At 64.0% G+C, this 21,741-nt stretch carries 15 protein-coding genes and 1 pseudogene; 12 read left to right on the top strand and 4 right to left on the bottom strand.

The features are described 5' to 3' along the window. Positions 1–188 precede the first annotated feature (188 nt). Complete coding sequence (locus tag TS85_RS19145; protein ID WP_077228702.1) at positions 189–3,131, top strand: TonB-dependent receptor domain-containing protein; 2,943 nt, start codon at positions 189–191, stop codon at positions 3,129–3,131. Positions 3,132–3,240: 109 nt separating this feature from the next. Next, complete coding sequence (locus TS85_RS19140; RefSeq protein ID WP_044334353.1) at positions 3,241–4,569, top strand: amidohydrolase; 1,329 nt, start codon at positions 3,241–3,243, stop codon at positions 4,567–4,569. A gap of 178 nt (positions 4,570–4,747) precedes the next feature. Here TS85_RS19140 and TS85_RS19135 read toward each other — a convergent pair whose 3' ends face one another. Both TS85_RS19135 and TS85_RS19130 read right to left on the bottom strand, forming a co-directional pair. Next, positions 4,748–5,629: a nucleotidyl transferase AbiEii/AbiGii toxin family protein gene (locus TS85_RS19135; protein ID WP_227698540.1), complete on the bottom strand. Its 882-nt coding sequence runs from the start codon at positions 5,627–5,629 to the stop codon at positions 4,748–4,750. A gap of 29 nt (positions 5,630–5,658) precedes the next feature. Continuing rightward, the gene (locus TS85_RS19130; RefSeq protein ID WP_044334350.1) at positions 5,659–6,267 is read right to left on the bottom strand and encodes a type IV toxin-antitoxin system AbiEi family antitoxin domain-containing protein; all 609 of its coding nucleotides are present in this window, start codon (positions 6,265–6,267) and stop codon (positions 5,659–5,661) included. Positions 6,268–6,738: 471 nt separating this feature from the next. Between TS85_RS19130 and TS85_RS19125 the strand changes: the two genes are divergently transcribed. Further along, positions 6,739–8,001 carry an MBL fold metallo-hydrolase gene (locus tag TS85_RS19125; RefSeq protein WP_044334349.1) on the top strand — a complete coding sequence of 421 codons (1,263 nt, stop codon included), beginning with the start codon at positions 6,739–6,741 and terminating at the stop codon, positions 7,999–8,001. 190 nt (positions 8,002–8,191) lie between these two features. Here TS85_RS19125 and TS85_RS19120 read toward each other — a convergent pair whose 3' ends face one another. Beyond that, on the bottom strand, positions 8,192–8,386 hold the full coding sequence (locus tag TS85_RS19120) for a DUF5818 domain-containing protein (RefSeq protein WP_155006487.1): 195 nt from the start codon (positions 8,384–8,386) through the stop codon (positions 8,192–8,194). 15 nt (positions 8,387–8,401) lie between these two features. Next, positions 8,402–8,599, bottom strand: coding sequence for a DUF6961 family protein (locus tag TS85_RS19115; RefSeq protein ID WP_155006486.1), 198 nt, complete (start codon positions 8,597–8,599; stop codon positions 8,402–8,404). 800 nt (positions 8,600–9,399) lie between these two features. Between TS85_RS19115 and TS85_RS19110 the strand changes: the two genes are divergently transcribed. The 9 genes and pseudogenes from TS85_RS19110 (at position 9,400) to TS85_RS19060 (ending at position 21,714) form a co-directional block, all read left to right on the top strand. After that, complete coding sequence (locus TS85_RS19110) at positions 9,400–12,066, top strand: TonB-dependent receptor (RefSeq protein WP_162184745.1); 2,667 nt, start codon at positions 9,400–9,402, stop codon at positions 12,064–12,066. 52 nt (positions 12,067–12,118) lie between these two features. Beyond that, positions 12,119–13,690, top strand: a complete 1,572-nt coding sequence (locus TS85_RS19105) for a sulfatase family protein (protein WP_052508022.1) — start codon at positions 12,119–12,121, stop codon at positions 13,688–13,690. Between the two features lie 131 nt (positions 13,691–13,821). Beyond that, positions 13,822–15,039, top strand: a pseudogene (locus TS85_RS19095) (IS3 family transposase). Between the two features lie 178 nt (positions 15,040–15,217). Further along, a complete protein-coding gene (locus tag TS85_RS19090) occupies positions 15,218–16,417 on the top strand; it encodes a hypothetical protein (protein ID WP_044334342.1) in 1,200 nt (399 codons plus the stop codon). 122 nt (positions 16,418–16,539) lie between these two features. Further along, on the top strand, positions 16,540–18,651 hold the full coding sequence (locus TS85_RS19085; protein ID WP_044334340.1) for a ParB/RepB/Spo0J family partition protein: 2,112 nt from the start codon (positions 16,540–16,542) through the stop codon (positions 18,649–18,651). A 64-nt stretch (positions 18,652–18,715) separates the two neighbouring features. Further along, the gene (locus TS85_RS19080; protein ID WP_044334335.1) at positions 18,716–18,940 is read left to right on the top strand and encodes a DUF6117 family protein; all 225 of its coding nucleotides are present in this window, start codon (positions 18,716–18,718) and stop codon (positions 18,938–18,940) included. A gap of 242 nt (positions 18,941–19,182) precedes the next feature. After that, positions 19,183–19,440 (top strand): hypothetical protein, encoded by a 258-nt coding sequence (locus TS85_RS19070; RefSeq protein ID WP_155006485.1) that lies wholly within the window; start codon positions 19,183–19,185, stop codon positions 19,438–19,440. A 14-nt stretch (positions 19,441–19,454) separates the two neighbouring features. Next, on the top strand, positions 19,455–20,480 hold the full coding sequence (locus tag TS85_RS19065; RefSeq protein WP_044334330.1) for a DUF7146 domain-containing protein: 1,026 nt from the start codon (positions 19,455–19,457) through the stop codon (positions 20,478–20,480). 310 nt (positions 20,481–20,790) lie between these two features. Next, positions 20,791–21,714 carry a DUF2493 domain-containing protein gene (locus TS85_RS19060; RefSeq protein ID WP_044334328.1) on the top strand — a complete coding sequence of 308 codons (924 nt, stop codon included), beginning with the start codon at positions 20,791–20,793 and terminating at the stop codon, positions 21,712–21,714. The last annotated feature ends 27 nt before the right edge of the window (positions 21,715–21,741 follow it).

The following is a 21,741-nucleotide window of genomic DNA, read 5'->3' as shown; positions in this document are numbered from 1 at the left end:
TGTCATATCGCTTCGCCACGCAGCTCCGCTGCGACTGCTATTTGTAGTCAATTTGGCATAATATTATTATTTTTCAAAAGTATGAAATATTATTGTGAATTGCGAAAAGGCTTTGACTCCAAAAAATATAACGTACACATTGTATTTTCGCTTAGCGGGAAATCTGAGCGAGGAAAAGGGGTAAATTTATGACGGGACCATTCCGTTTAGCGACACTGGCAACGGTGTCACTGCTCGCCATCGGGCAAGCGCAGTTCGCCTATGCCCAGGACGACGATGCAGGGCAGGAAATCATTGTAACCGGCACCAATATTCGCGGTGCGCCGGTGATCGGCAGCCCCATCCAAACGATGGACGCTACCGCGATCGCCAAATCCGGCCGCGCGACGCTGGCCGACCTGATGCGCGACCTGCCGGTCAATTTCGCGGGCGGCGTTGCCAATCCCGATGGGAACAGGGGGGGGCAGGACAGCAGTTCTGCGGCGGCCAACCTGACCGGCGGCGCCGGCATCAACCTGCGCGGGCTGGGGTCACTGTCCACGCTGGTGCTGGTCAACGGGCGCCGTGTCGCGCTGTCAGGTCAATTTGGCGACTTTGTCGATATATCGAACATTCCCACCAATGCCATTGAACGCATAGAGATACTGCAGGACGGCGCGTCGGCGGTCTATGGATCGGATGCCGTTGGGGGCGTCGCCAATATCGTCCTTAAAAAGCGGCAAAAGGGCTTCGATGCATCCGGCCGGATCGGCGCCGCCACCCGCGGCGGCGAAATGGAATATCAGGGCGGCATCAGCTATGGCCGCAACTGGAACAGCGGCGGCTTCGTCGTGGGATATGAATATAATCGGCGCGCGAACGTGCTGGCGAATGACCGCGGGTTCAAGGGCGGCAACCTGTCATCCTATGGCGGTGTCAGCTGGCCAGCCTATACCAGTCGGGCGGGGGCTGCCGCCAATATTTTCTCGGGTAACGCCGCCTACAATGGCGCGGTCGCCTATACGGTGCCGCAAGGCGACGGAACGGGCCTTACCATTGCCGACCTGACGCCGACAACCGGTGGCATAGGCAATAGCTTCGACCCGTGGAATGATGTCGACATCGTCCCGGAAATGGAGCGACACAGCCTGTTTGCGGCATTCGACCAGGGGGTTTCGGACAGTCTGACGCTGCGCGTCGATGGCCGATATACCCATCGCAAGGGTAAATATAATCTGGGCTACCTGGCCTATTACGGCACCGTTCCGACCAGCAATCCCGCCTATATTAGCGGGGTAACCAACAATTTCGGCGTGCTGATCGACGACTTGGTGCAGGAGCGCAAAGTCAAGGTTGACAGTCTGGCCCTCAATGCCGGTTCGTCCTGGTCCTTCGCGCCCACTTGGGCGATGGACCTTGGCGTTTCCTACAGTCAGGAACGGCAAAATCGCTACCAGACGGCGCTGCGCGACAGCAATGTCATCGAAAAGCTGAGCACCGGCGCTTCCGCGCCCAGCTCCGTCGCCTGTTCGCTGATGGGCACCGTGGCAACGCCCGCGACGGCGGCGCAGGCCTATTGTAACAGCCTGGGCTATGAAACCTGGAACCCCTATTCGACCGAGCCGCTCAGCGACACGCTTTATAACCAGCTGGTCGGCTATGAGGATCTGACCTTTACCTCGCGCGTCCTGCAGGCGACGCTGAAGGTTGACGGTAGCCTGATCGACCTGCCCGGCGGTGCGTTCAAGGTGGCGACCGGCATTGATTGGCGGCGTGAGAAAATCGACGGCGAACTGACCTTCAACTATCGCAGCATCGACGACACGACCGTGCCCTATGGCGCGACCACCCAGAATGTGTTCGCCGCCTTTGGCGAATTGTCGCTGCCGCTATTTTCGCGGCGCAACGCCATTCGGGGCATCGTCAATCTCGATTTTTCGGTGGCGCTCCGACACGAACGGTCGAACGATCTGTCCGGCTTCCGCACAACCAATCCGAAATTCGGCTTTCGCTACGCCCCTGTCGAGGGCTTCAACCTGCGGGGAAGCTGGGGCACGTCGTTCCACACCCCGCCCATGCGCTATCAGTTCACCGGGGTTCAGCCTGTGAACGGCGGCAACGCCATCTTTTATGCCAATTCCTTTTATACCGCGCCCTGCACCACCACGCTGGTGACACTTAACGGCTATAGCGGGACACCGGGCGGAAGCGGCAACTGCTCCTTCACCGGCATGGTGGTTGCTGGGGGCACGTCCGCAAAGCTCAAGCCGGAAAAAGCAAGCAGCTGGAGCCTGGGCTTTGACATCGAGTCGCCACAGCTGCCCAATTTCCGGGCGAGCGTCAATTATTACCATATCAAGATCAAGGATCGCCTGGTCCGCATCACATCGGGGTCGCTGGCCAGCATCCTGTCGAGCTATTTCGCTACCGGATCCAGCCCCTATATCAGCAATCTGGATTTCGATCCCGACGACGCGGTCGTTCAGGCGCTCATGGACGATCCGCGGTTCACCGGCCTGTCAGGGCCTGGGCCGACGCGCACGGCCAGCCAGATTCAGGCCATCATCTATGCCACGCAGATGAACCTGGCATCTTTGCGCATGGACGGTTTCGACCTGGCTGCCAGCTATGGCTTCGATGTAGGGGGCATCGGGCGCCTCTCGCTGTTCGGCAATGGTACCATCGTGAGTTCCTACGATGTCCAGTCGACGCCGGGCGGCGCCTATGAAAGCAAGCTGGGCGTCTATGAAAGTACCGGCAACCCTGTGAACTTCCGCGGTCGGGCCGGGGTCGAGTGGATCTCCGGCGGCTTCTCGGCGCAGGGTACAGTCAACCATACCGCGTCCTATAAGTGCCGGGCGGGCGGCTGTTATGTTGCTTCCTCCACCGGGGCGCCGACCGTCAACACGCAGGATCTGAGGATCGGATCCTGGAACACGTTCGACCTGCGCCTGTCCTATGCCTTCCCCGATGGCGGTGGCGTGCTAGGTAGAACCCGCCTGACCCTGGGGGCGACCAACCTGTTCGACAAAGACCCGCCCTTTGTCGATACTGGTCGGATCGTTTCGGGCAACGCCGCGGAAGTCTATGATGCATCCAATGCTACCATTTATGGCCGCACCGTATCCCTGACCGTCAATAAAAGCTTCTGACGAGTCCGGATTGATCGGGAGCAGGCGCGGTGGCGTGCATCATGTCGCGCCGCACCGTCCTGTCGTCCGGCGCGGCCCGGCCCATGTTCAGAGGATGAAAGGATTCAGCATGTTTCACTTCCCTGCCCTATCGCTCGTCCTGCTGCCATGCCTCGCCCTGGCTTGGTCCGGTGCTGTGCGGGCAGAGGCGCCCGCCCCGCCCCCCGACGTCAGCGCCCGGGTCGCCGCAGTCGCGCCGCAGGTCAGGGAATGGCGCCGGGACATCCACAGCCATCCCGAACTGGCCAATGAGGAACGGCGCACGGCGACCCTCGTCGCCGCTCATCTGCGTCGCCTGGGCTTTGACGAGGTACGCACAGGGGTCGGCCGGACGGGAGTCGTCGGCCTGTTACGGGGTGCGCGACCGGGGGCGATATTGGCCCTGCGCGCCGACATGGATGCCCTCCCGATCCGTGAGGCGACTGGCCTGCCCTTCGCGTCGCAGGCGACCGGCCTTTTCGACGGCCATGAAGTGCCTGTTATGCATGGCTGTGGTCATGATGCCCACACCGCCATGCTGATGGGCGCCGCGACGGTGCTGGCCGGGATGCGCGACCGTATCAGCGGCACGATCATGTTCATTTTCCAACCGGCGGAAGAGGGCGGCCCGCCGAACATGGTGTCGGGCGCCAGGGCGATGCTGGCCGACGGCCTCTTCGCGCGCGAAAAGCCGTCGGCGATTCTGGCGTTGCATGTCGAGCCCGGCCCGGTCGGCCAGATACAGGTGCGCCCCGGACCCTTCCTTGCGGGGTCGACCGACCTTTCCATCGACCTTACCGGGCGGCAAACCCATGCTGGCCGGCCTTGGGAAGGAACAGACCTGATCAATCTGAGCGCCGATATCGTCAAGTCGCTGACGACTATTTCCGCCCGGCGGCTGGACCTGGTCGCCTACCCCAATGTGATCTCGGTGGGGTCGCTTAAGGCTGGGCTGCGCAAGAATATCCTGCCCGGCACGGCCGAAATGCGCGGCATCATCCGAACCTTCGATCAGGATCAGCAAGCCAGCATCCAGGCCCTCATCCGTACCAGCATAGACGGCCTGGCTCAAAGCTACGGCGCGCAGGCACGGGTCAGCTTTACTGACAGCACACCGGTAACGCGCAACGATCCAAAGTTGCTTGATAGCCTCATGCCCGCGCTCCGCGCCGCCGCCGGGGTCGCCGGGGTCGATCCCAACAGCCGCCTGCGTGGCGCGGCAGAGGATTTCTCGTTCCTCGAACAGGAAATCCCCGGGCTTTATTATATTCTAGGCTCGACCCCGGCGGGCATAGACCCGGCCCAGGCGCCCACCAACCATAGCGACCGTTTCGACATAGACGAAGCGGTGCTTCCGGTCGGCGTGACGGCTCATGTGCTGAGCGCCCTTGCTTTTCTGGATGCCCACCACGCTCCTTGAGCCATTCCATGGCTTGGGCAGGGTGTAATACCAAGCCTTAGTCGCCAATCGCTCGCAAGGTATTGAGCAGAAATCGAGAATCATGCTGATCCGTAATTATGCGATTGCCCAGGTAATCACCGGGTAATCACCGATTATCGAACGATCTTCCGAAGTGCCCGTCTGCACATCCATATCGTCACTTCTCCTGCCAGGGACCTCCACTGGGCCATTTGCTGTCAAAGCCGGCGCCTTGGGCGAGCGCCAGCACCGGCGGCATTACCAACGTCGCGATTTGGGCCTGGATTGCCGCGAACGGTTCGGGCGCCAGCGCGATTTCGGTCCGCCGCAGGAACGCTGTCCATTGGTCCTGCTTTTCGTCGGCGAAGGCGGGCGTGAGCGCCGGAGGCGTCTGTACGGGCAACGGGGTTTGGCGGCGATCGAAGGTGGCCTGGATGGCGCGCGACAGCACGGCGCCATCGAACGCGAACGATCCCGCGATCGCCCAGATATCGTAGAAATCCTTCAGGCGCGTGTTCAGCATACCGAGCGCGACCATGGCCTGGAATTTCTCGGCCACCACCGTTTCGGGCGGATAGGCCCGAAGATGCGCGGTGGGCTGGCCGAGCAACGACGGATATTCGATCTCGATCGCGCCCGGCGTGATCGCGTCGCCATAGCCGATGTCGACGTGCATCGGCAGGCGTGCGCCCGCGAGTTCGGCGACGAAGTCGATACGGACGCCGGCATATTCATCCTCGGCACGGGCGGCGGCAGCGCGCAGGGTTTCTGGCCGGAACACGATGCCGTCGTCATCGACCGCGACGCCAAGGATTTCCTGAAAAACCGCTGCGAGCTGCTCGGGCGCATTTTCCCCTATGCCCAGCAGATCGAGGTCGCCGGTGGCGCGATAGGGCGCTGCCGCCCACAGGCTGAACAGCATCGCGCCCTTGAGCACGAACCGGTCGCGATGTGGCGACAGGCTGAGACGAAAGAGCAGGCGCTCAATGACGTAGCGGGTCATTAGCAGCTGTGCGTTTTCCCGGCGCTCGCGGGCAACCGCCGTCAGCCGGTCGCGCACCGAAATCGCCATATTCTTCGGCGGCCGGCTCATGTCATGGCTTCTAGGTAGGGCCGGATCACCGATTGGACCCGATCGAGCTGGGCGTAACGGTAGATCGCATTGAGGTCCGGACGGGGTCGGGATTTCATGAAATCGCGCAGGGCCTCGACCGCCACGTCGATACCGATCTTGTTGCGGTGCTTGAAGCAGTCGGCGACGGTCTTGGCCGGTACGGTGATGGGCACGGGAACGCCGTCGATGACGTGTGTCTCGACGCCCGCTGTCAGCGCTTCGCCGCTCGCGCGAACAATCTTCAGCGCCACGGACGGATTGACCGGTGCCCAGTCCTTTTGGCCGAGCATCATCCACACGGCATGGGGCGTCTGCGTGGTCAGTTCGTGGAACTGCAGCGCCGACAGCAGGCAGATGACGCCGCGTGGCTGGATGCGGACGGCCTCGGCCAGGCTCGTCGCGCTGTCGACCTCAGCATCGGCCAGCTTGTAGAGTCCGCGGCCGACCTGCTGGAGGACGCCTTCGTCACGCAGCCTTTGCAGGGTCGCCCGCGTGATGCCGGCCGCATCGAAATCGCGTCCCCGCGCTATGCCGCGGTGCCGAACGACCTCCAGGGCCCGTTGTCGATGAGTCGTCGGTTCCATGCGGCATGATATAAGTCCTCGGTGTTTACATGCAATGACCAAGCTTTTGTATCGGAGAGGCCAAGAGATTGGCAGGCAGAGAGGCACCGCTTGCTGGCGGCGATTCGGATCAACCACCAAGGCGCCATCGAGCCGCATCTGAGCCGTAAATGTTCCCCCCGATCTCCTACGAACAGGGCGTATGGTCACCGATACTTTTGCCAGCGCAATTTCGCTTGACGCTGGCGCGCGCGAGTACCGGAACCGTGCAGCGCATCAGGACGTGCGGAAATCGACTATTGACGGTCGCCGGAGCGGGCTGGAAGTCACGGCACGCGGACAATTCAAACCGAAATGGTGTGGTCGGGCGACCCGCGATTGACGAGGGGAACCGATCGGCGGATGCTTCTCCAAGAGTGCCGCGTATCGACCTGGGAACCCCTCATGCGCGCTATCCTGCTTCCCATTCGAGGCCTGCTTATTGTGAGCGCGATGCTGTTCGCGTCGCTCTTGCCGGTTGCTGCCAGTGCCCAGGAGGTCGTCGTCCTCCGGCATGTCACGGTGCGCGCCGCGCCTGCCCGCGAAAGCGCGAAGATCGACTATCCCAAGATCGGCGCTCAACTCACGCTGTTGGATGGCGGGGTCCGCCGTGCGGGCTATTATCATGTCCGCCTGGAGGACGGTCGGGAAGGCTGGATCTACCAAAGCTATGTCCGTCGCATTCCACCGAGCGGCGCCGACGGGCTCGTGGCTCCGGCAGGCGCGGTGGTCGCGCATTTCATCGATGTCGACCAGGGCAATTCGGCATTGCTGGAATTTCCCTGCGGCGCGATCCTGATCGATGCCGGTGGCCGCGGCGCGGATGCCGAGGCTCGTCTGCTCGACTATCTCGACGCTTTCTTTGCCCGCCGCACCGATCTCGATGGTCGCCTTGCGGCTGTGTATGTCACGCACACGCACATCGACCACAATGCCAGCCTCGACAAGGTCGCGACGCGATTCAAGGTGGGCGCCTATGTCTATAATGGCGTCGCGCGAGGGTCTGGCCGCTCCAACGCCAGGTGGATGTTGAACCACGCACAGCAGACTGCGCCGCAAATCGCGCTCAGGCCCGTTTCCGAAGGCGAGGTCGAGGCCGCGGGCAGGGTGGGGCTTACCGACGGCGTGATCGACCCGCTGGCATGCGCGGGCACCGATCCAAAAGTCCGCATTCTGGCAGGCGGCCGTGAGTTGCCCGATGGTACCGAATATCGTCCCGCAGACTGGGGGGATGACGACATGGACAATGGCAATAATCACAGCCTCGTGATCCGCGTCGATTATGGCGAGACCGCATTCCTGTTTCCCGGCGACATCGAGAACGCTGCCATCACTGATCTTATCGCGCGCTATTCGGGCACTGCCATGCTCGACGCCGATGTGCTTGAAGTCAGCCACCATGGTGCGGTCAACGGCACCACCGCCCCGTTCCTCGCGGCGGTTTCACCGCAGGTCGCCGTTATGTCGATGGGACCTTGGACGACGCAGGAGAAATGGACGGCCTGGGCTTATGGCCATCCTCGCAAGGTGACGACCGACCTGCTCTACAGCGCGGTTAGCGGGAGGCGTGCCACCAAGTCCGTGCAGGTCGCCAAGGCCGTGAAGACCTTCCTGCCGTTCGCGATGGATCATGCAGTCTACGCGACCGGGTGGGACGGCACCGTGATCGTCCGCGGCGATGCATCGGGCATGATCGATGTCCGGATAGCACAGTAACCGAGCACTACGACGCGAGGGCGTGCCCGCTGGCATACTCCAGGCGACTGAGCGGGAATATGCGCGGTGACGCCCCGCAGGCTCGCGGGCGCCGTCTGGACCTAGCCTTGCCGCGCTCGGTTCCATGCAGCGTCGGCATGCGATGAAATCGAAGAACCTGTCTTGTGCCGGAGCGGCCGGGTGAGATCCGCTAGGCGGCTCCGATCCACTCGACATCGATCCGATCGAAACCGGACCGGATGCCCTCCACCGTGACCTTCTGGCCCAGATGCTTTCGCGCATCCCGCTCGCAGTCGAGCGCATAGACATCGCCATCGGCGATCTCGAGGATCAGGCCCCGGCGGGAGTCCTTCAGAATTCGGGTGACGCGGTGCCTCGTTCCCATCGGCATGATGTGTGCTCAGTGCGGCGTGCCGGGAGCAACCAGGCATTCAAGCTGGTCGACACGCGTTGCTATCGCCAGGAAGACTGCGTTTCCCTTCTGATCGCCGATGCGGAGTAGTTCCTCGGCACGCTTTTTCGCAAACGACGAGGCCTCGGCACCATGTTGCCGGATCACCTGGTTCGCGCATGCCCAGAGCTCACGTTCGTCGACCATGATGCGTTGCTATCCGGTTCCGGCCCGGATCGTAAGCAGCAAAGGCGCGCGGGCGGTCTGGTGGCTGCGGCCAGCCCGAAGTCGCATCGGTGGCTGGGCGAGCGGCGCCGATGGCGATAGTCGCAGCCCTACGGCGGACTGATGGGGGTTACGGGCTCTCGTCATGTCCGCGCAGCTGGGCAATTGCGTCCCGAAGCCAACCTTTTGGTCGATGTGGAAGTCGCCTCGATCTGGGCGCTTCGCGCCTTCGGCGCGACCGCGCTCTATGCCGCTCCGCGGCACCGAGCCCTGGAAGGTCTCGGCCGCCATGGGCGGTGACGATCGCGAGCGCAGCCGGATGAGGTCGGCTTTGCGCCCTCAGTTCGGTCATTTCAAACTCAAAGGCTCGATCTCGAAAGCCGCCGTTGCCGAGCAGAGCTCCGCTCGCATCCCGTTGCTATCCAGGCCAGGATGGAGGTCAGAGTGGCAATTCTGCGGCGCGATTGCCCTAAGCTTCCCAGCATCATGGCGATGCCGGAACTGTTTCGCGCCGACAGCCGAAATTCACGGTCTGGGGCTATAGCGGGCGATCTCCCGGTGCCTGCGCACTGATCCTGGCAACCTCCTTTGTCGAGCTGGCAAGGAAAGCTTGTTCGCTAATCCCATCATTCCGATAGAAATAATAGGGTAATGGCAACGCTCGGGGAGCAAGAATGAGCGCGAATAGAAAGTGGGTCGCCGGTGCTGCGGCATCGATGTTGGTTGGCGTGCCTGGGGTCTCCATCGCCCAGACAGCGCAGCAGGGGGCGGGAGAACCGGTGGTGGGACAGTTGGAGGCCGACGGTACGACCGGGCCTGATATCGTTGTGATCGGCATCCGTGGCGGTATCGAGCAGGCGGTGCGGATCAAGCGCAATGCCGACAGTATCGTCGATGTGATCAGTGCGGAGGACATTGGCCGCTTCCCGGATGTGAACGTCGCCGAGTCGGTGCAGCGCATCACCGGCGTACAGATCAACCGCACGCGCGGTGAGGGGCGCAGCGTCAACATCCGCGGGCTTCCGGACACCTTCACGCTGGTCACGCTGAATGGTCGTGCCGTCCCCAACGCGCTCAACGACCTGTTCGCGGGCGTCTCGCGTTCGTTCGATTTCTCGGCGCTGGCACCCGAGTTCGTGCGGACCCTGGAGGTCTATAAGTCGCCGACCGCCGATCTCGAGGACGGTGGCCTGGCGGGCACCGTGAACGTGCGGACGCCGCGCGCGCTCGACATCGGCAAGCGCGTGCTCGCCGTGTCGGCACAAGCGGAATATGAGAGCAATTCCGGCAAGGCGTCGCCGCGCATCTCGGGCCTCTACGCGGATACTTTCCTCGACGGCCGATTGGGGGTGACCCTGGGCGCCTCCTATTCCCAGCGGCGCCCGCAAACCCAGCAGGTGGAAACCGGCTGGAACACCGTGACCGAGGCACAGGGCGTACCGCTGGGCGGTGGTGCCGACGACCTCAACGGCAACGGCGTGATCGAGCCTAACAAGCTCGTCCGGATCCCCGGTCTCATCATCCACGACATGTTCACCGAGAATAACCGTCGGCTCAGCGGCATCGCATCGGTGCAGTTCCGTCCAAGCGACAAGCTCGAACTCTATGTCGACGGCTTCTACACACATGTAGATGTCGAAGCGGTGCGGCAGGAGAACTGGCAGAATTTCGCCGGATCGAGCGGGGCCGTGGCGTCGCATACCCAGGTGCTGGACGGGGTCGAGACGGCGACCGACTTCACCGTCAGTGGGATCGATCTGCGCGATGGGGGGCGCTATCAGGATCGCAGCGGCTATATCCGCTCCGTCATCGGCGGTGCGAAGTTCGAGAGCGGTGGGTGGACCGTGGTCTTGGAAGGGTCTGAACAGGGCTCGCGCCAGACCCGCGATACGCTCAACATCGCCGACAGCATCAACGGGACTGTCCGGGTTGTCGCCAATCCCGGCGATTCCATTCCGAGCATCACCTATCTCGATGGCTTTGCCGATCGGAAGCTCGATGCGAACAATTTCCGCCTGCTCAGCCTGAACGGCGAACTCGATCGCATCACCACCGACCGCCTGCGAGACATCAAGCTCGACGTCCGGCGCGCCTTTGGAGATCGTGGGCTCACGGCGCTGAGGGCGGGTGTGAAATACACCGATCGCGCGCTCTATTCCGACAACAAGACTCTGACGATTGCCGCCGCCGGCGTCGCCCAGCTCTATGGTGGGCTACCGGCGGGGCCTATCGTGGGCTCGTTCAGCGCTGCCCCCTTCATGATCCCGATCCGTCCGGGTTCGGGATCGTTCCTCGGCAGCTATGGCGGCAGCGCGTCCTTCCCGAGCAACTGGCTCGGTTCGGACGCCAAGTCGTTCGCATCCCGGTTCACCAAGGCCCAGCTGATCGCGGCGGGCACCTATACCAACGACGCTACCGGTATCCTCGACGTCAAGGAGAAGATTCTGGCCTTCTATGCGCGTGGCGACTTCGCTTTCGGCAAGTTCACCGGCAATCTGGGATTGCGGGGAGTGCGTACCAACCAGACAACGGTGGGCGTCGCGCCGGATCTCAACGGCATCACCGTGGCCGTCGAGACTGGCATGACCACCCGTGTGCCTGCCGCCGCGCCGCTTCGGGCGGAACGGAGCTATTGGGACTGGCTGCCGAGCCTCAATCTCAAGTTCGAGGCCACCGACAAACTGCAACTGCGCTTCTCGGCGTCGCGGACGATCTCGCGCCCCAATCTGGGGGACATCTCGCCGACCACAACCGCCAACGGAAACGCCCTGACGGTAACGCGCAACAACCCGTATCTAGATCCCTTTCGCTCGAACAATCTTGACGCGACGGTCGAATACTATTTCGGACGTGACTCGCTGGTCGGGGCATCGCTTTTCTACAAGAACCTCGAGAGCCTGATACGTCGTGAGACCAGCATCATCTCGCTGCCCGTTTCCTATATCCGGACGACCGGCACGACGACGATCCAGACCGACTTCACGGTAAGCCAACTGGTCAACGGCGCGGGCGTCGATCTCAAGGGTGTCGAGCTCTATTTCCAGCAGGCCTTCACCTGGCTGCCGGCCCCGCTCGACGGCTTGGGGGCAATCGTCAACTACACCTACATCGACAATAGCGATCCCAACCAGCTGACCGCGGCATCGAAGCACAATTACAATCTGATAGGCTATTACGAGAAAGGGCCGGTCGGCGCGCGCGTCTCCTATTCCTGGCGGAGCAGTTATCTGGCCTCCGCAGCTGCCGCGCCCGCCCAGGGGCGGGTGAACCGCGCCTTCGGCACGCTCGATGCGAGCATCAGCCTCAAGGTCACGCCCAATGCCTCGGTGGTGCTGGAGGCCGTGAACCTGCTCGATCGCGACGAGATCGTGGAATACACCACGGGGCTTCCCGCGAATTATCTTGATGCCGGGCGCCGCGTGTTCGGCGGTATCCGCCTCAACTTCTGACAAATTCAGGATCGCGCCGGCCAGGTGCCGGCCGATCGCAAGGGAGAATGACATGGTCGACAAACTTGATCGGCGCGGCGTGCTGCTCGCAGGCAGCGGCGGCGCGTTCGGGCTCTATTCCTGGGCGGCCGGTGCGCAGGTCGCGCAGGGGCAGCCTGGGAAGCAGGACCTGCGGCTCAAGCGCAAGCCGGGCGTGAAGCCGAAGAACATCCTGTTCGTCCTTACCGACGATCATCGCTACGACGCGATGGGGTTCATGAAAGCCCAGGACTTTGGCGACACGCCGACCCTCGATCGGCTGGCGCGCGAGGGCACGCATTTCCGCAACGCGTTTGTGACGACGGCGCTCTGCTCGCCGTCACGCGCCTCGATCCTCACCGGCCTCTACGCGCATCAGCACAAGGTGGTGGACAACAACCATCCGTTCCCGCCCGAGCTGATCTTCTATCCCAGGTATCTGCAGCGCGCCGGGTACGACACGGCGTTCATCGGCAAATGGCATATGGGCAACGAAGGCGATGCCCCGCAACCCGGCTTCGACCATTGGGTGAGTTTCAAGGGACAGGGTACCTATCTGCCGAGCCCGAACGGACTCAACGTCAACGGCCGGCAGGTCCCGCAAAAGGGCTATATCACCGACGAGCTGACCGACTATGCGATCGACTGGATCCGCAAGCGCGATCGCAACAAGCCGTGGATGATGCATCTGGCGCACAAGGCTGTGCATGCCGAGTTCCTGCCGGCCGAGCGCCACAAGGGGCGCTACGACAACGAAACCTTCCGCTACCCCGAGAACATGAAGCCCGGGGTGCCGGGGCGCCCGATGTGGGTCGAGAACCAGCGCAACAGCTGGCACGGCGTGGATTATGCCTATCACGGCACGCTCGACATCGCCGACTATTACAAGCGCTACATGGAGACGCTGCTCGCCGTTGACGAAGGGTTGGCGCGGATCCTGGATTTGCTCGAACAGCGCGGTGAGCTCGACGACACGCTGATCGTCTATATGGGCGACAATGGCTTCCTGTTTGGCGAGCACGGACTGATCGACAAGCGCAACGCCTATGAGGAATCGATGCGCGTGCCGTTGCTGGTGCGCTGCCCCTCGCTGTTCAAACCGGGCAGCACGATCGAGTCCGTGGTCGCCAATATCGACATCGCGCCGACGCTGCTAGCTGCGGCGGGGCTCGAGGCGCCGGACTATATGGCCGGATCCGACATGCTGCCGCTGGCGCAGGATCCCAAGGCACCGTGGCGCAGCGAGCTGCTCTACGAATATTATTGGGAACGCAATTTCCCGCAGACGCCGACGGTGCACGCTCTGCGTGAGGACCGCTACAAATATATGCATTTCCACGGCATCTGGGATTTGGACGAGCTCTATGACATCGTCGCCGATCCGCACGAAAACGACAATCTGCTGGCGCGACCCGGCCATGAAGACCTGGCCGAACGCCTGAGCGGCAAATTGTTCGCGCTGCTGGACGAAACCAACGGCATGCAGATTCCGCTTAGCGCGGACGCGGGCGAGCGCAACGAGCTGCGCAACGCCGCCGGCAGCCCGCAGGCCGGCTTCCCGCCATCTTTCTTCCGGACCCCGCAACAAGGGCGAAAGAGGGGTTGAAGCCCGTCGCGATCCCCGGATCGCGAGATGCTCGAACGCACGCATGACGGAGGCGGTGACTTCCTCTCAGAGGTGGTCCCGGATTTCTGGGCAGGGCGTTAAGCTAATCCCGACGTGAGGAACGGACGGGAATGAAGACGACGAGGAAGCGCTACAGCGCAGATTTCAAGGCCAAGGTTGCGCTGGAGTCGATCCGTGGCGACCTTGCGGAACTGGCGGCCAAACATGGCGTCCACCACACGATGATCGCGGCCTGGAAGCGGCAGGCTATCGAGGGGATGTCGGTGACGTTCTCCGGCGCGGGTGATGCGGCCCGAGCAGCCAGCGACGCCGAGGTGGACAAGCTGCACGCGAAGATCGGGCAGTTGCTGGTGGAGCGGGATTTTTTAGCGAAGGCCTCCGGTCGATGAGCGTGGCACGGCGGCGGGAGTGGATCGATCCTGCTCACCACTGCCTGTCGATCGCGGCGCAATGCCGCCTGCTGTCGATCAGCCGGTCGAGCTACTATTACGCGCCAGTGCCGGAGACCGAAGAGACGCTGGCGCTGATGCGGGTGATTGATGCGGCGTTCCTCGACATGCCGTGGTACGGCAGCCGCCAGATGGTCCGGCATCTGCGCCGCAATGGCCATGATGTCGGACGACGACGGGTGCGGCGGCTGATGGCGAAGATGGGCGGAGCCGCGCAAGGCTCCAACGATGCGCAGCATCGTTGGAAAGCGGTGGAGGGCGGTCGCCGATCTACCAGCGGCCGCGCACGAGTGATCCGCACCCGCAGCACCGAGTCTATCCCTATCTGCTGCGCAAGCTGGCGATCGAGCGACCGAACCACGTCTGGTGCGCGGACGTGACCTATATCCCGATGCGCCGGGGCTTCCTGTATCTGGTCGCGATCATGGACTGGGCGACGCGAAAGGTGCGGGCCTTGCGACTGTCGAACACGATGGACGCGGGCTTCTGCGTCGCGGCGCTGGAGGAAGCGCTGGCGCGCTTCGGTCGGCCTGAGATCTTCAACACGGATCAGGGCAGCCAGTTTACCAGCTTTGCGTTCACCAGCGTGCTGCGCGGCGCCGAGGTGCGGATCAGCATGGACGGAGGGGTCGGTGGATGGACAATGTCTTCATCGAGCGGCTGTGGCGCTCCCTCAAATATGCGTGCGTCTATCTGCACGCGTTCGAGACCGGCTCGGAGCTGCGAGCTGGCCTTGGCCGGTGGATCACCTATTACAATCACCAGCGACCCCACTCGGGACTAGCCGGGCGAACTCCGGCGGAAGCCTATGGGTGGATCGGCGCTTCAGATCATGGGGGGCATGCCCCCCATGATCTGATGACCAGAATGGCGGCATGATCGACAACCCGGATTAGCTTAGCTCAGCCGCAAAACTGTCCAAGAAGGCGGGACCACCTCTGTCCCTTCTACAGCGGGCGGCCCCGCGGGCGCCCCGAAGAGGATGAGCGCGGCCGGTTCGGCCGTGACGGGTCAGGGTTGAGAGAAAGTCTCTCGGCACCCGTCGCGGAGAAATTCCATGGCGACTGTCCTCAATCACGCATCCGCGCCGCCCCGGCGTCCGGGTCCCTACAAGGTCGATATCTCGCGAGGATCTCGCATCGGGCGCGTCTCGTCCGAATGGTTCTCGCGCCCCGACGACGAGCGCTATCTCTCGTTGCGCGAGCTCCATGCGGCGACGCTGGCGCGCGCAACGCGCGCCACGACCCGCACCGTCGAGACCCGGGAGGTCCGGGTGGAGGCGAGCTGCGACAATGCCGAACGCCTCGCTTTGATCGTGCCAGGCCGCGACGAGCCGGTGGCACCAACCCATTGGTCGTTCGGCCAGCTTTGCAGCCTGGTCGGCGCGCCTTCGGGCTATCTGCGCCAGCTTCCCGCGCCGCTTGCCGGGATCAATCTCCAGCACGGCCTGCTCTCTCACCGGGGCGAGTTGATGAAGACCCTCGAAACCGAGGACGGGCGCACCGAGCTGCGCGCTGTGACCGGACCCGATTACGGACGGATCTGGGACCATGAGCTGGTCGAAGCGGTAATGAAAATCGCCGGCAACGGCACCGGTGACACCCGCTGGAAGGTCCCCGGCCTGCTCGACTGGTCCACGATGATGCACAATCCCAATGTCGAGATCACCAGGGACACCACCACCCTCTATGCGAGCGACCGCGACGTGTTCCTGTTCCTCGTCGATGACGCCCATCCGATCGAGGCCGGTCGGCTGCCCAATGGCGATCCGGACCTGTTCTTCCGCGGCTTCTACTGCTGGAACAGCGAGGTCGGCGCGAAGACGCTCGGCATGGCGTCCTTCTATCTCCGCGCGGTCTGCATGAACCGCAACATCTGGGGCGCCGAGGGCTTCGAGGAGATCAGCATCCGACACAGCAAGTTCGCCGCGAACCGGTTCGCGCACGAGGCGGCGCCGGCGCTGGAGAATTTTGCGACCTCGTCGCCCCAGCCCTTCATGTCCGGAATCATGGCCGCGCGGCAGCGCATCGTCGCCCGCACTGACGAGGACCGGCAGGATTTCCTGCGCAAGCGTGGCTTCTCCAAGGCGGAGACCGGCAGGATCATCGCGACCGTGCTCGACGAGGAGGGGCATCCGCCCACCTCGATCTTCGACTTCGTCCAGGGGATCACCGCGCTCGCCCGCGACAAGCCGCACCAGGATGCGCGGCTCGATCTTGAAGGCAAGGCCGCGAAGCTCCTCGCGGCCGCGCACTGATCCACGTCAGTTTCGCCAGGCGGCGCAGTCCTCCTCCTAAAGGGTGAGGGCTGCGCCGTTCCCATGGCGGGATGAAGGTCGGGAGAGAGTCTCCTTACCCTCCCGCCATGTGGAGAACCGACATGGCGAAAGCCCAACCCAAGATCGTCCTCGCGCCCGCGCAGGGGATTCCCTTCAACCTCCTGGTCCTGTCCCAGTCGAACGTGCGCCGCGTGAAGAACGGCGTCACGATCGAGGACCTGGCCGGCGACATCGAACGCCGCGGGCTGCTCCAGGGCCTCAGCGTCCGGCCGCTGCTCGACGCCGAGGGCCAGTATACCGGCACGTTCCACGTGCCCGCCGGAGGTCGGCGCTACCGCGCGCTCGAGATCCTCATCAAGCGCAAGCGTCTCGCCGCCGACGCGGTCATCCCCTGCGTGGTCAAGCCCGCCGACGGCGATGTCTCGGCCGAGGAGGACAGCTATGCCGAGAATGCGTTCCGCGAGGCGCTTCATCCGCTCGACGAATTCCGCGCCATGCAGAGCCTTGTCGACCAGGGCGGTGGGATCGAGGATGTCGCGGCGCGGTTCCACGTCACACCCGCAGTCGTGCGGCAGCGGCTCAAGCTCGCTTGCGTGTCGCCCGCGTTGCACGAAGTCTATGCCGCCGACGGCATGACCCTCGAGCAACTGATGGCGTTCACCGTTTGCGATGACCCTGTTCGCCAGGAGCGGGTTTGGGAGCTGGTCCAGGGTCATCACAACCAGTCGGCGCATTTCATCCGTGCCCGCCTGAACGAGACCACGGTCCCCGCAGGCGATCCGCGAGCGCTGTTCGTTGGCATCGACACCTATCTCGCGGGCGGCGGTTGCGTGGTGCGCGACCTGTTCGAGGAGGACCGCGGCGGCTGGCTGCAGGATGCCGCACTGCTCGACCAGCTCGTGCTCGAGAAGCTCGGCGCCGAGGCCGACCGCATCCGCGCCGAAGGATGGAAGTGGGTCGAGGCGGCGATCGATCTGCCCTATGGCTATCACCACGGGCTGCGACCGATCGAGGCGACCCACACTCCGCCGACCGAGGCGGATTTGGCCGAAGTGGCCACGCTCCAGGCCGAGGCGGAAGCGCTCGAGGCCGCGTGGAGCGGTGCCGACGAGATCCCGGATGAAATCGATGCGCGGGTGAACGCGCTCGACGAGCATATTGCCGAGCTCGCTGGCGGCACCTGGACCTACGACCCCGCCGAGATGGCGATGGCGGGCGTGTTCGTCACGATCGAGCGGAACGGCGAATTCCTGGTCGATCCCGGCTGGGTTCGACCCGAGGACGAGCCGGTCGTCGAGACCGAACATCACGAGGAAGGCGAGGGCGGGCAGCGGGATGACGCGGTCGATAACGGTGACCCTCAGCTCAGGCCTGAACCCCAATCCGATGGGGACGAGCCGCAGACCGGAGACGAGGAGGAGGGTCTGAAGCCGCTGCCCGACCGCCTCCTCTCCGAACTTACGGCCGAGCGTACCCTCGCGCTCCAGGACGCGATCGCCGGTAATCCTCAGGTCGCGTTCGCGGCGGTGCTGCACAATTTCGTGCTGGCTTGCCTTTATCATGGCCGCACTGAGAGCTGCCTCACGGTCAGCCTGACCAGGGTCGGGTTCGGCTTCCAGCCCACCGGCATGAAGGACAGTCCCGCCGCCATCGCGATCGAGGCCCGGCACGCCCTGTGGAAAGAGCGCTTGCCCCAATCCGATCGGGACCTCTGGGACGCGCTTCAGCTGCTCGACGCTGCCGAGCAGGCCGAGCTGTTCGCGCATTGCGCCGCTTATTCGGTGAACGCGCTCTACGAAGTGGCGCCCAACTACGACAATGGGCGCATCTCGGCGCACATAGTCGAACGGCGGCTCGTGCACAGCCACGTCCTTGCTCGCGCGGCCGGGCTCGACATGGTCGCCTGCGGCTGGAAGCCCACAGCCGACAATTTCTTCGGCAAGGTGACCAAGGCGCGCATTCTCGACGCGGTGAGGGAAGGCAAGGGCGGCGAGACCGCTGCGCTGATCGACCATCTGAAGAAGCCGGACATGGCCCGCGAGGCCGAACGGCTGATGGACGGCGCGGGCTGGCTGCCCGAGCCGCTGCGCACTCCCGAGCTGCCCGCCCGCGCCGAGCTGCTCGATGCCACGGCGGCGGTCGAGCTCCCTGCCTTCCTCGCCATGCCGGATGCGTCCGGGGACGAGGAGCCGATGGCGATCGCCGCCCAGTGACCGACTGGGGAGCGGGCGTTGACCGTCCCGCTCCTCTTGTCCCCTTCAGCAGCAGGAGCGCCCGATGGCTATCCCAGACACATATCGCACCAATTTCGACACGCTGTTGCGGGCTGCCGCGGACGGCAATCTTGCCCTCCTCGAATGCGCCGACGCCGCATCCGGCGAACCTCGGTACGTCCTGTGTGCCGTCGGCTTTGACGGCTCGGCCTATTGCACGACGCCGTTCGGGCATCTTGCCGACGGCGATCCTTTCGCGCTCTACCGGCCGCCCGAGGACACGGCGTAACCCGCTAGCTGACGATCCATGCGCGACCCGAAATGTCCGCCGCCTCCCAAATTCCGGAGACCTGCCATGAACCTGCGGATCCTTGGCGGAGCGCAACCTGATGCGCCCGCTTCGCCTTTCCCCCGACCCCGCCCACGGCCTTCGCCGCGCCGCACTCGAGCTTTTGTCTATCCTCGAACCGGACGCCCGGATCGACGCCCACGGGCATCGCACGACGATGATCGCAGCGCTTGGTGCGCGCGATGCCGATGGCGCTGTGCCTCGCTGAACGCCAACGGAATCAGCGCGGTCTCGCGATGCGTCTCCACCGCATCGAGCTGGCCGGCTTCAACCCCCTCGGTGCAGAAAGCCTCAAGGCGATGGGCCTGATGTCCGGGATCATATCGTGGAGGCTGAGCCTGTTCGTGCCGACCCGCGGCGATGGTCCGGCGATTCTGGCGAGGCTGCTCGAACGCTTTCCGATCTCGCGGGTCGAGGCGCGCACTGCCGGCGCGGTCTGAGCGGGAGACGGGCGATGGAGCATCCTGCAAGCGCGATCGCGCGCGACCTGGCGGGGCAAGCCGAAAGACTGTGCCGGCGCTATCTTTCCAACGGCCGCCGCGAAGGCAATTACTGGCAGGTCGGCGATGTTCGCAACACGCCGGGTCGCAGCCTCTATGTGCGCCTCCGTGACAGTCCCGACGGAACCGGCCGGGCGGGCAAATGGACTGACGCGGAGTCGGGCGAACATGGCGACCTGCTCGACATCATCCGCGCATCGACGCTGACCGGAACGCTGGGGGAAGCTCTTGCCGAGGCGCGGCGCTTTCTCAGCCTGCCCGAATCTTCCGTTTCCGCCAGCATGAAGGTGGCCCGCGACGCTTCGGCGTGTTCGCCTGGAGCAGCGCGGCGTCTGATGGCGATGTGCAAGTCCATCGCCGGCACGCAGGTCGAAACCTATCTGCGCGGCCGCGGCATTGCGCCATTGCCCGGCCTGGACGCTCTGCATTTCCACCCACGCTGCTGGTATCGTCGTTCGATCGACGACCGCGGCGATGTTCCGTGCGCCATGCCGGCGATGATCGCTGCGGTGACCGATATCGCGGGCAACGTGACCGGTGCGCATCGCACCTGGTTGACCCCGGACGGATCGGGCAAGGCGCCTGTCGCCTATCCGCGACGAGCGATGGGCCATCTCCTCGGCAATGGCGTCCGCTTCGGGATCGCCGCCCCGGTCATGGCTGCCGGCGAGGGTATCGAATCGACCTTATCGCTTTACGCCGCGGTCCCGACGCTGCCGGCGATCGCGGCACTGTCATCGGCGCATCTCGCTGCCCTGGAATTTCCGCCCATGCTTCGGCGGCTCTATGTTGCCCGCGAGCGCGATCCCGCCGGTCGCAAGGCGTTCGCCGCGCTGGCAAGCCGCGCCCGAAAGTGCGGAGTCTATGTTCGCCCCCTCGATTCCGAACTGGGTGACCTCAACGCGGATCTTGGCGCGTTCGGTCTGGAAGCGGTGCGCACGCGGCTCCTCGCACAGATATTGCCCGAAGATCGTCCCTGATACCCCATGACCGGGAGGCATCGCCCCCGTTGCTCCGCTGGCGAGAGTCCGCGCCATACGCCTTCCCAGAGGGCGACGGGGCGGCATCGCGCGTGCCCGTGCAACCCGTCCGCGCGGCTATTTTCCGCCGCGTGCCTGCGGCCCGCTTTGCATCGCGAAGCAAAATAGCCGCGCTCCCGGGTCCTCCGCTGTGCTTCGGCGCCCGCCGGCTTTGCCGGCCGCTGCGCTCGGTCGTGCGCGGGCACGCGCGATACCGCCTCTTGTCGCCAGGAAGGCCGCAGCGACGCGGCCCCAGCTAGGAGCACTTCGGATGGACGATTTTCACGACAGGGCGGGCGAGGGCGGATCGCAGTTCGCCCATTTGCTGGAGGAACTGGAACTGTTCGGCCGACGGCCATTCGACGATGATCTCGATCCGAGGCCACTGCCCGAGGGGCGCCTGATCGAGGCAGCGGCAGCCGACACCTTCGACGCGATGGGCGCCAGCCTCGCCGATACCCGCCTCGAGCCCGAACTCGAGGAACTCCTCTGGGGGTTCACCAATGTCTTTCACCGCGCGACCGAGCGGGCCGACCGGCAGCTGGATAGCAACGAGCTGGCGCAGAAGCGCCTCCAGCGCGAGCAGGACGGGTCCGAGGTCAAGTCGGTCGAACTCGAAACGCTGATCGCCGAGGGCAGGAGCATGATCGAGCGCCGCGACGCGATGGAAGCGTATCGCGAAGCATTCGCCGAGCAGTTTCGCCACTATTTCCGCAAACCCTGGCTGCCCAAGAGCGGCTCGATGCTCAACCGCGCTGCGATGACCGCGGCGGTGATCGAAAGCCGCGAATTCGTGAACGATCGGCGCTGGACCGATGCAAAGCTCCTCCTACCACCCGGCGAGCGCATTTATGTCAGCGGTGGCACCGATTACATGGATCATCGCACGATCTGGCAGGTGCTCGACAAGGTCCATAGCCGCCACCCGGCGATGGTCCTGATCCACGGCGGGGCCAGCAAAGGCGCCGAGCATATCGCTTCGCTCTGGGCAGGCGAGCGCAAGATCCCGCAGGTGCCGTTCAAGCCCGACTTCGTGAAGCACAATCGGGCATCCGCTCCGTTCAAGCGCAACGACCGCGTGATTGCCTGCATGCCGCGTGGCATCATCATCTTCCCGGGCGGTGGCATTCAGGACAATTTGTTCGACAAGGCGCGCAGCGCCGGCATCGCGATCATCGACCGCAGGCAGCGATGATCGTCGCCTCCAACGCAGCCCAAGCCG

Source organism: Sphingomonas hengshuiensis, from assembly GCF_000935025.1.
In the GTDB taxonomy this organism is placed as follows: Bacteria; Pseudomonadota; Alphaproteobacteria; order Sphingomonadales; family Sphingomonadaceae; genus Sphingomonas; species Sphingomonas hengshuiensis.
This window is presented reverse-complemented; position numbering and strand designations above follow the sequence as displayed.

What these genes read in the sequence shown, in the direction of transcription:
- TS85_RS19080 (WP_044334335.1), top strand. Translation starts at nt 18,716, where the DNA reads ATGGCTATCCCAGACACATATCGCACCAATTTCGACACGCTGTTGCGG.
- TS85_RS19090 (WP_044334342.1), top strand. Translation starts at nt 15,218, where the DNA reads ATGGCGACTGTCCTCAATCACGCATCCGCGCCGCCCCGGCGTCCGGGT.
- TS85_RS19060 (WP_044334328.1), top strand. Translation starts at nt 20,791, where the DNA reads ATGGACGATTTTCACGACAGGGCGGGCGAGGGCGGATCGCAGTTCGCC.
- TS85_RS19140 (WP_044334353.1), top strand. Translation starts at nt 3,241, where the DNA reads ATGTTTCACTTCCCTGCCCTATCGCTCGTCCTGCTGCCATGCCTCGCC.
- TS85_RS19130 (WP_044334350.1), bottom strand. Translation starts at nt 6,267, where the DNA reads ATGGAACCGACGACTCATCGACAACGGGCCCTGGAGGTCGTTCGGCAC.
- TS85_RS19105 (WP_052508022.1), top strand. Translation starts at nt 12,119, where the DNA reads ATGGTCGACAAACTTGATCGGCGCGGCGTGCTGCTCGCAGGCAGCGGC.
- TS85_RS19145 (WP_077228702.1), top strand. Translation starts at nt 189, where the DNA reads ATGACGGGACCATTCCGTTTAGCGACACTGGCAACGGTGTCACTGCTC.
- TS85_RS19085 (WP_044334340.1), top strand. Translation starts at nt 16,540, where the DNA reads ATGGCGAAAGCCCAACCCAAGATCGTCCTCGCGCCCGCGCAGGGGATT.
- TS85_RS19065 (WP_044334330.1), top strand. Translation starts at nt 19,455, where the DNA reads ATGGAGCATCCTGCAAGCGCGATCGCGCGCGACCTGGCGGGGCAAGCC.
- TS85_RS19070 (WP_155006485.1), top strand. Translation starts at nt 19,183, where the DNA reads ATGCCGATGGCGCTGTGCCTCGCTGAACGCCAACGGAATCAGCGCGGT.
- TS85_RS19125 (WP_044334349.1), top strand. Translation starts at nt 6,739, where the DNA reads ATGCTGTTCGCGTCGCTCTTGCCGGTTGCTGCCAGTGCCCAGGAGGTC.
- TS85_RS19115 (WP_155006486.1), bottom strand. Translation starts at nt 8,599, where the DNA reads ATGGTCGACGAACGTGAGCTCTGGGCATGCGCGAACCAGGTGATCCGG.
- TS85_RS19120 (WP_155006487.1), bottom strand. Translation starts at nt 8,386, where the DNA reads ATGGGAACGAGGCACCGCGTCACCCGAATTCTGAAGGACTCCCGCCGG.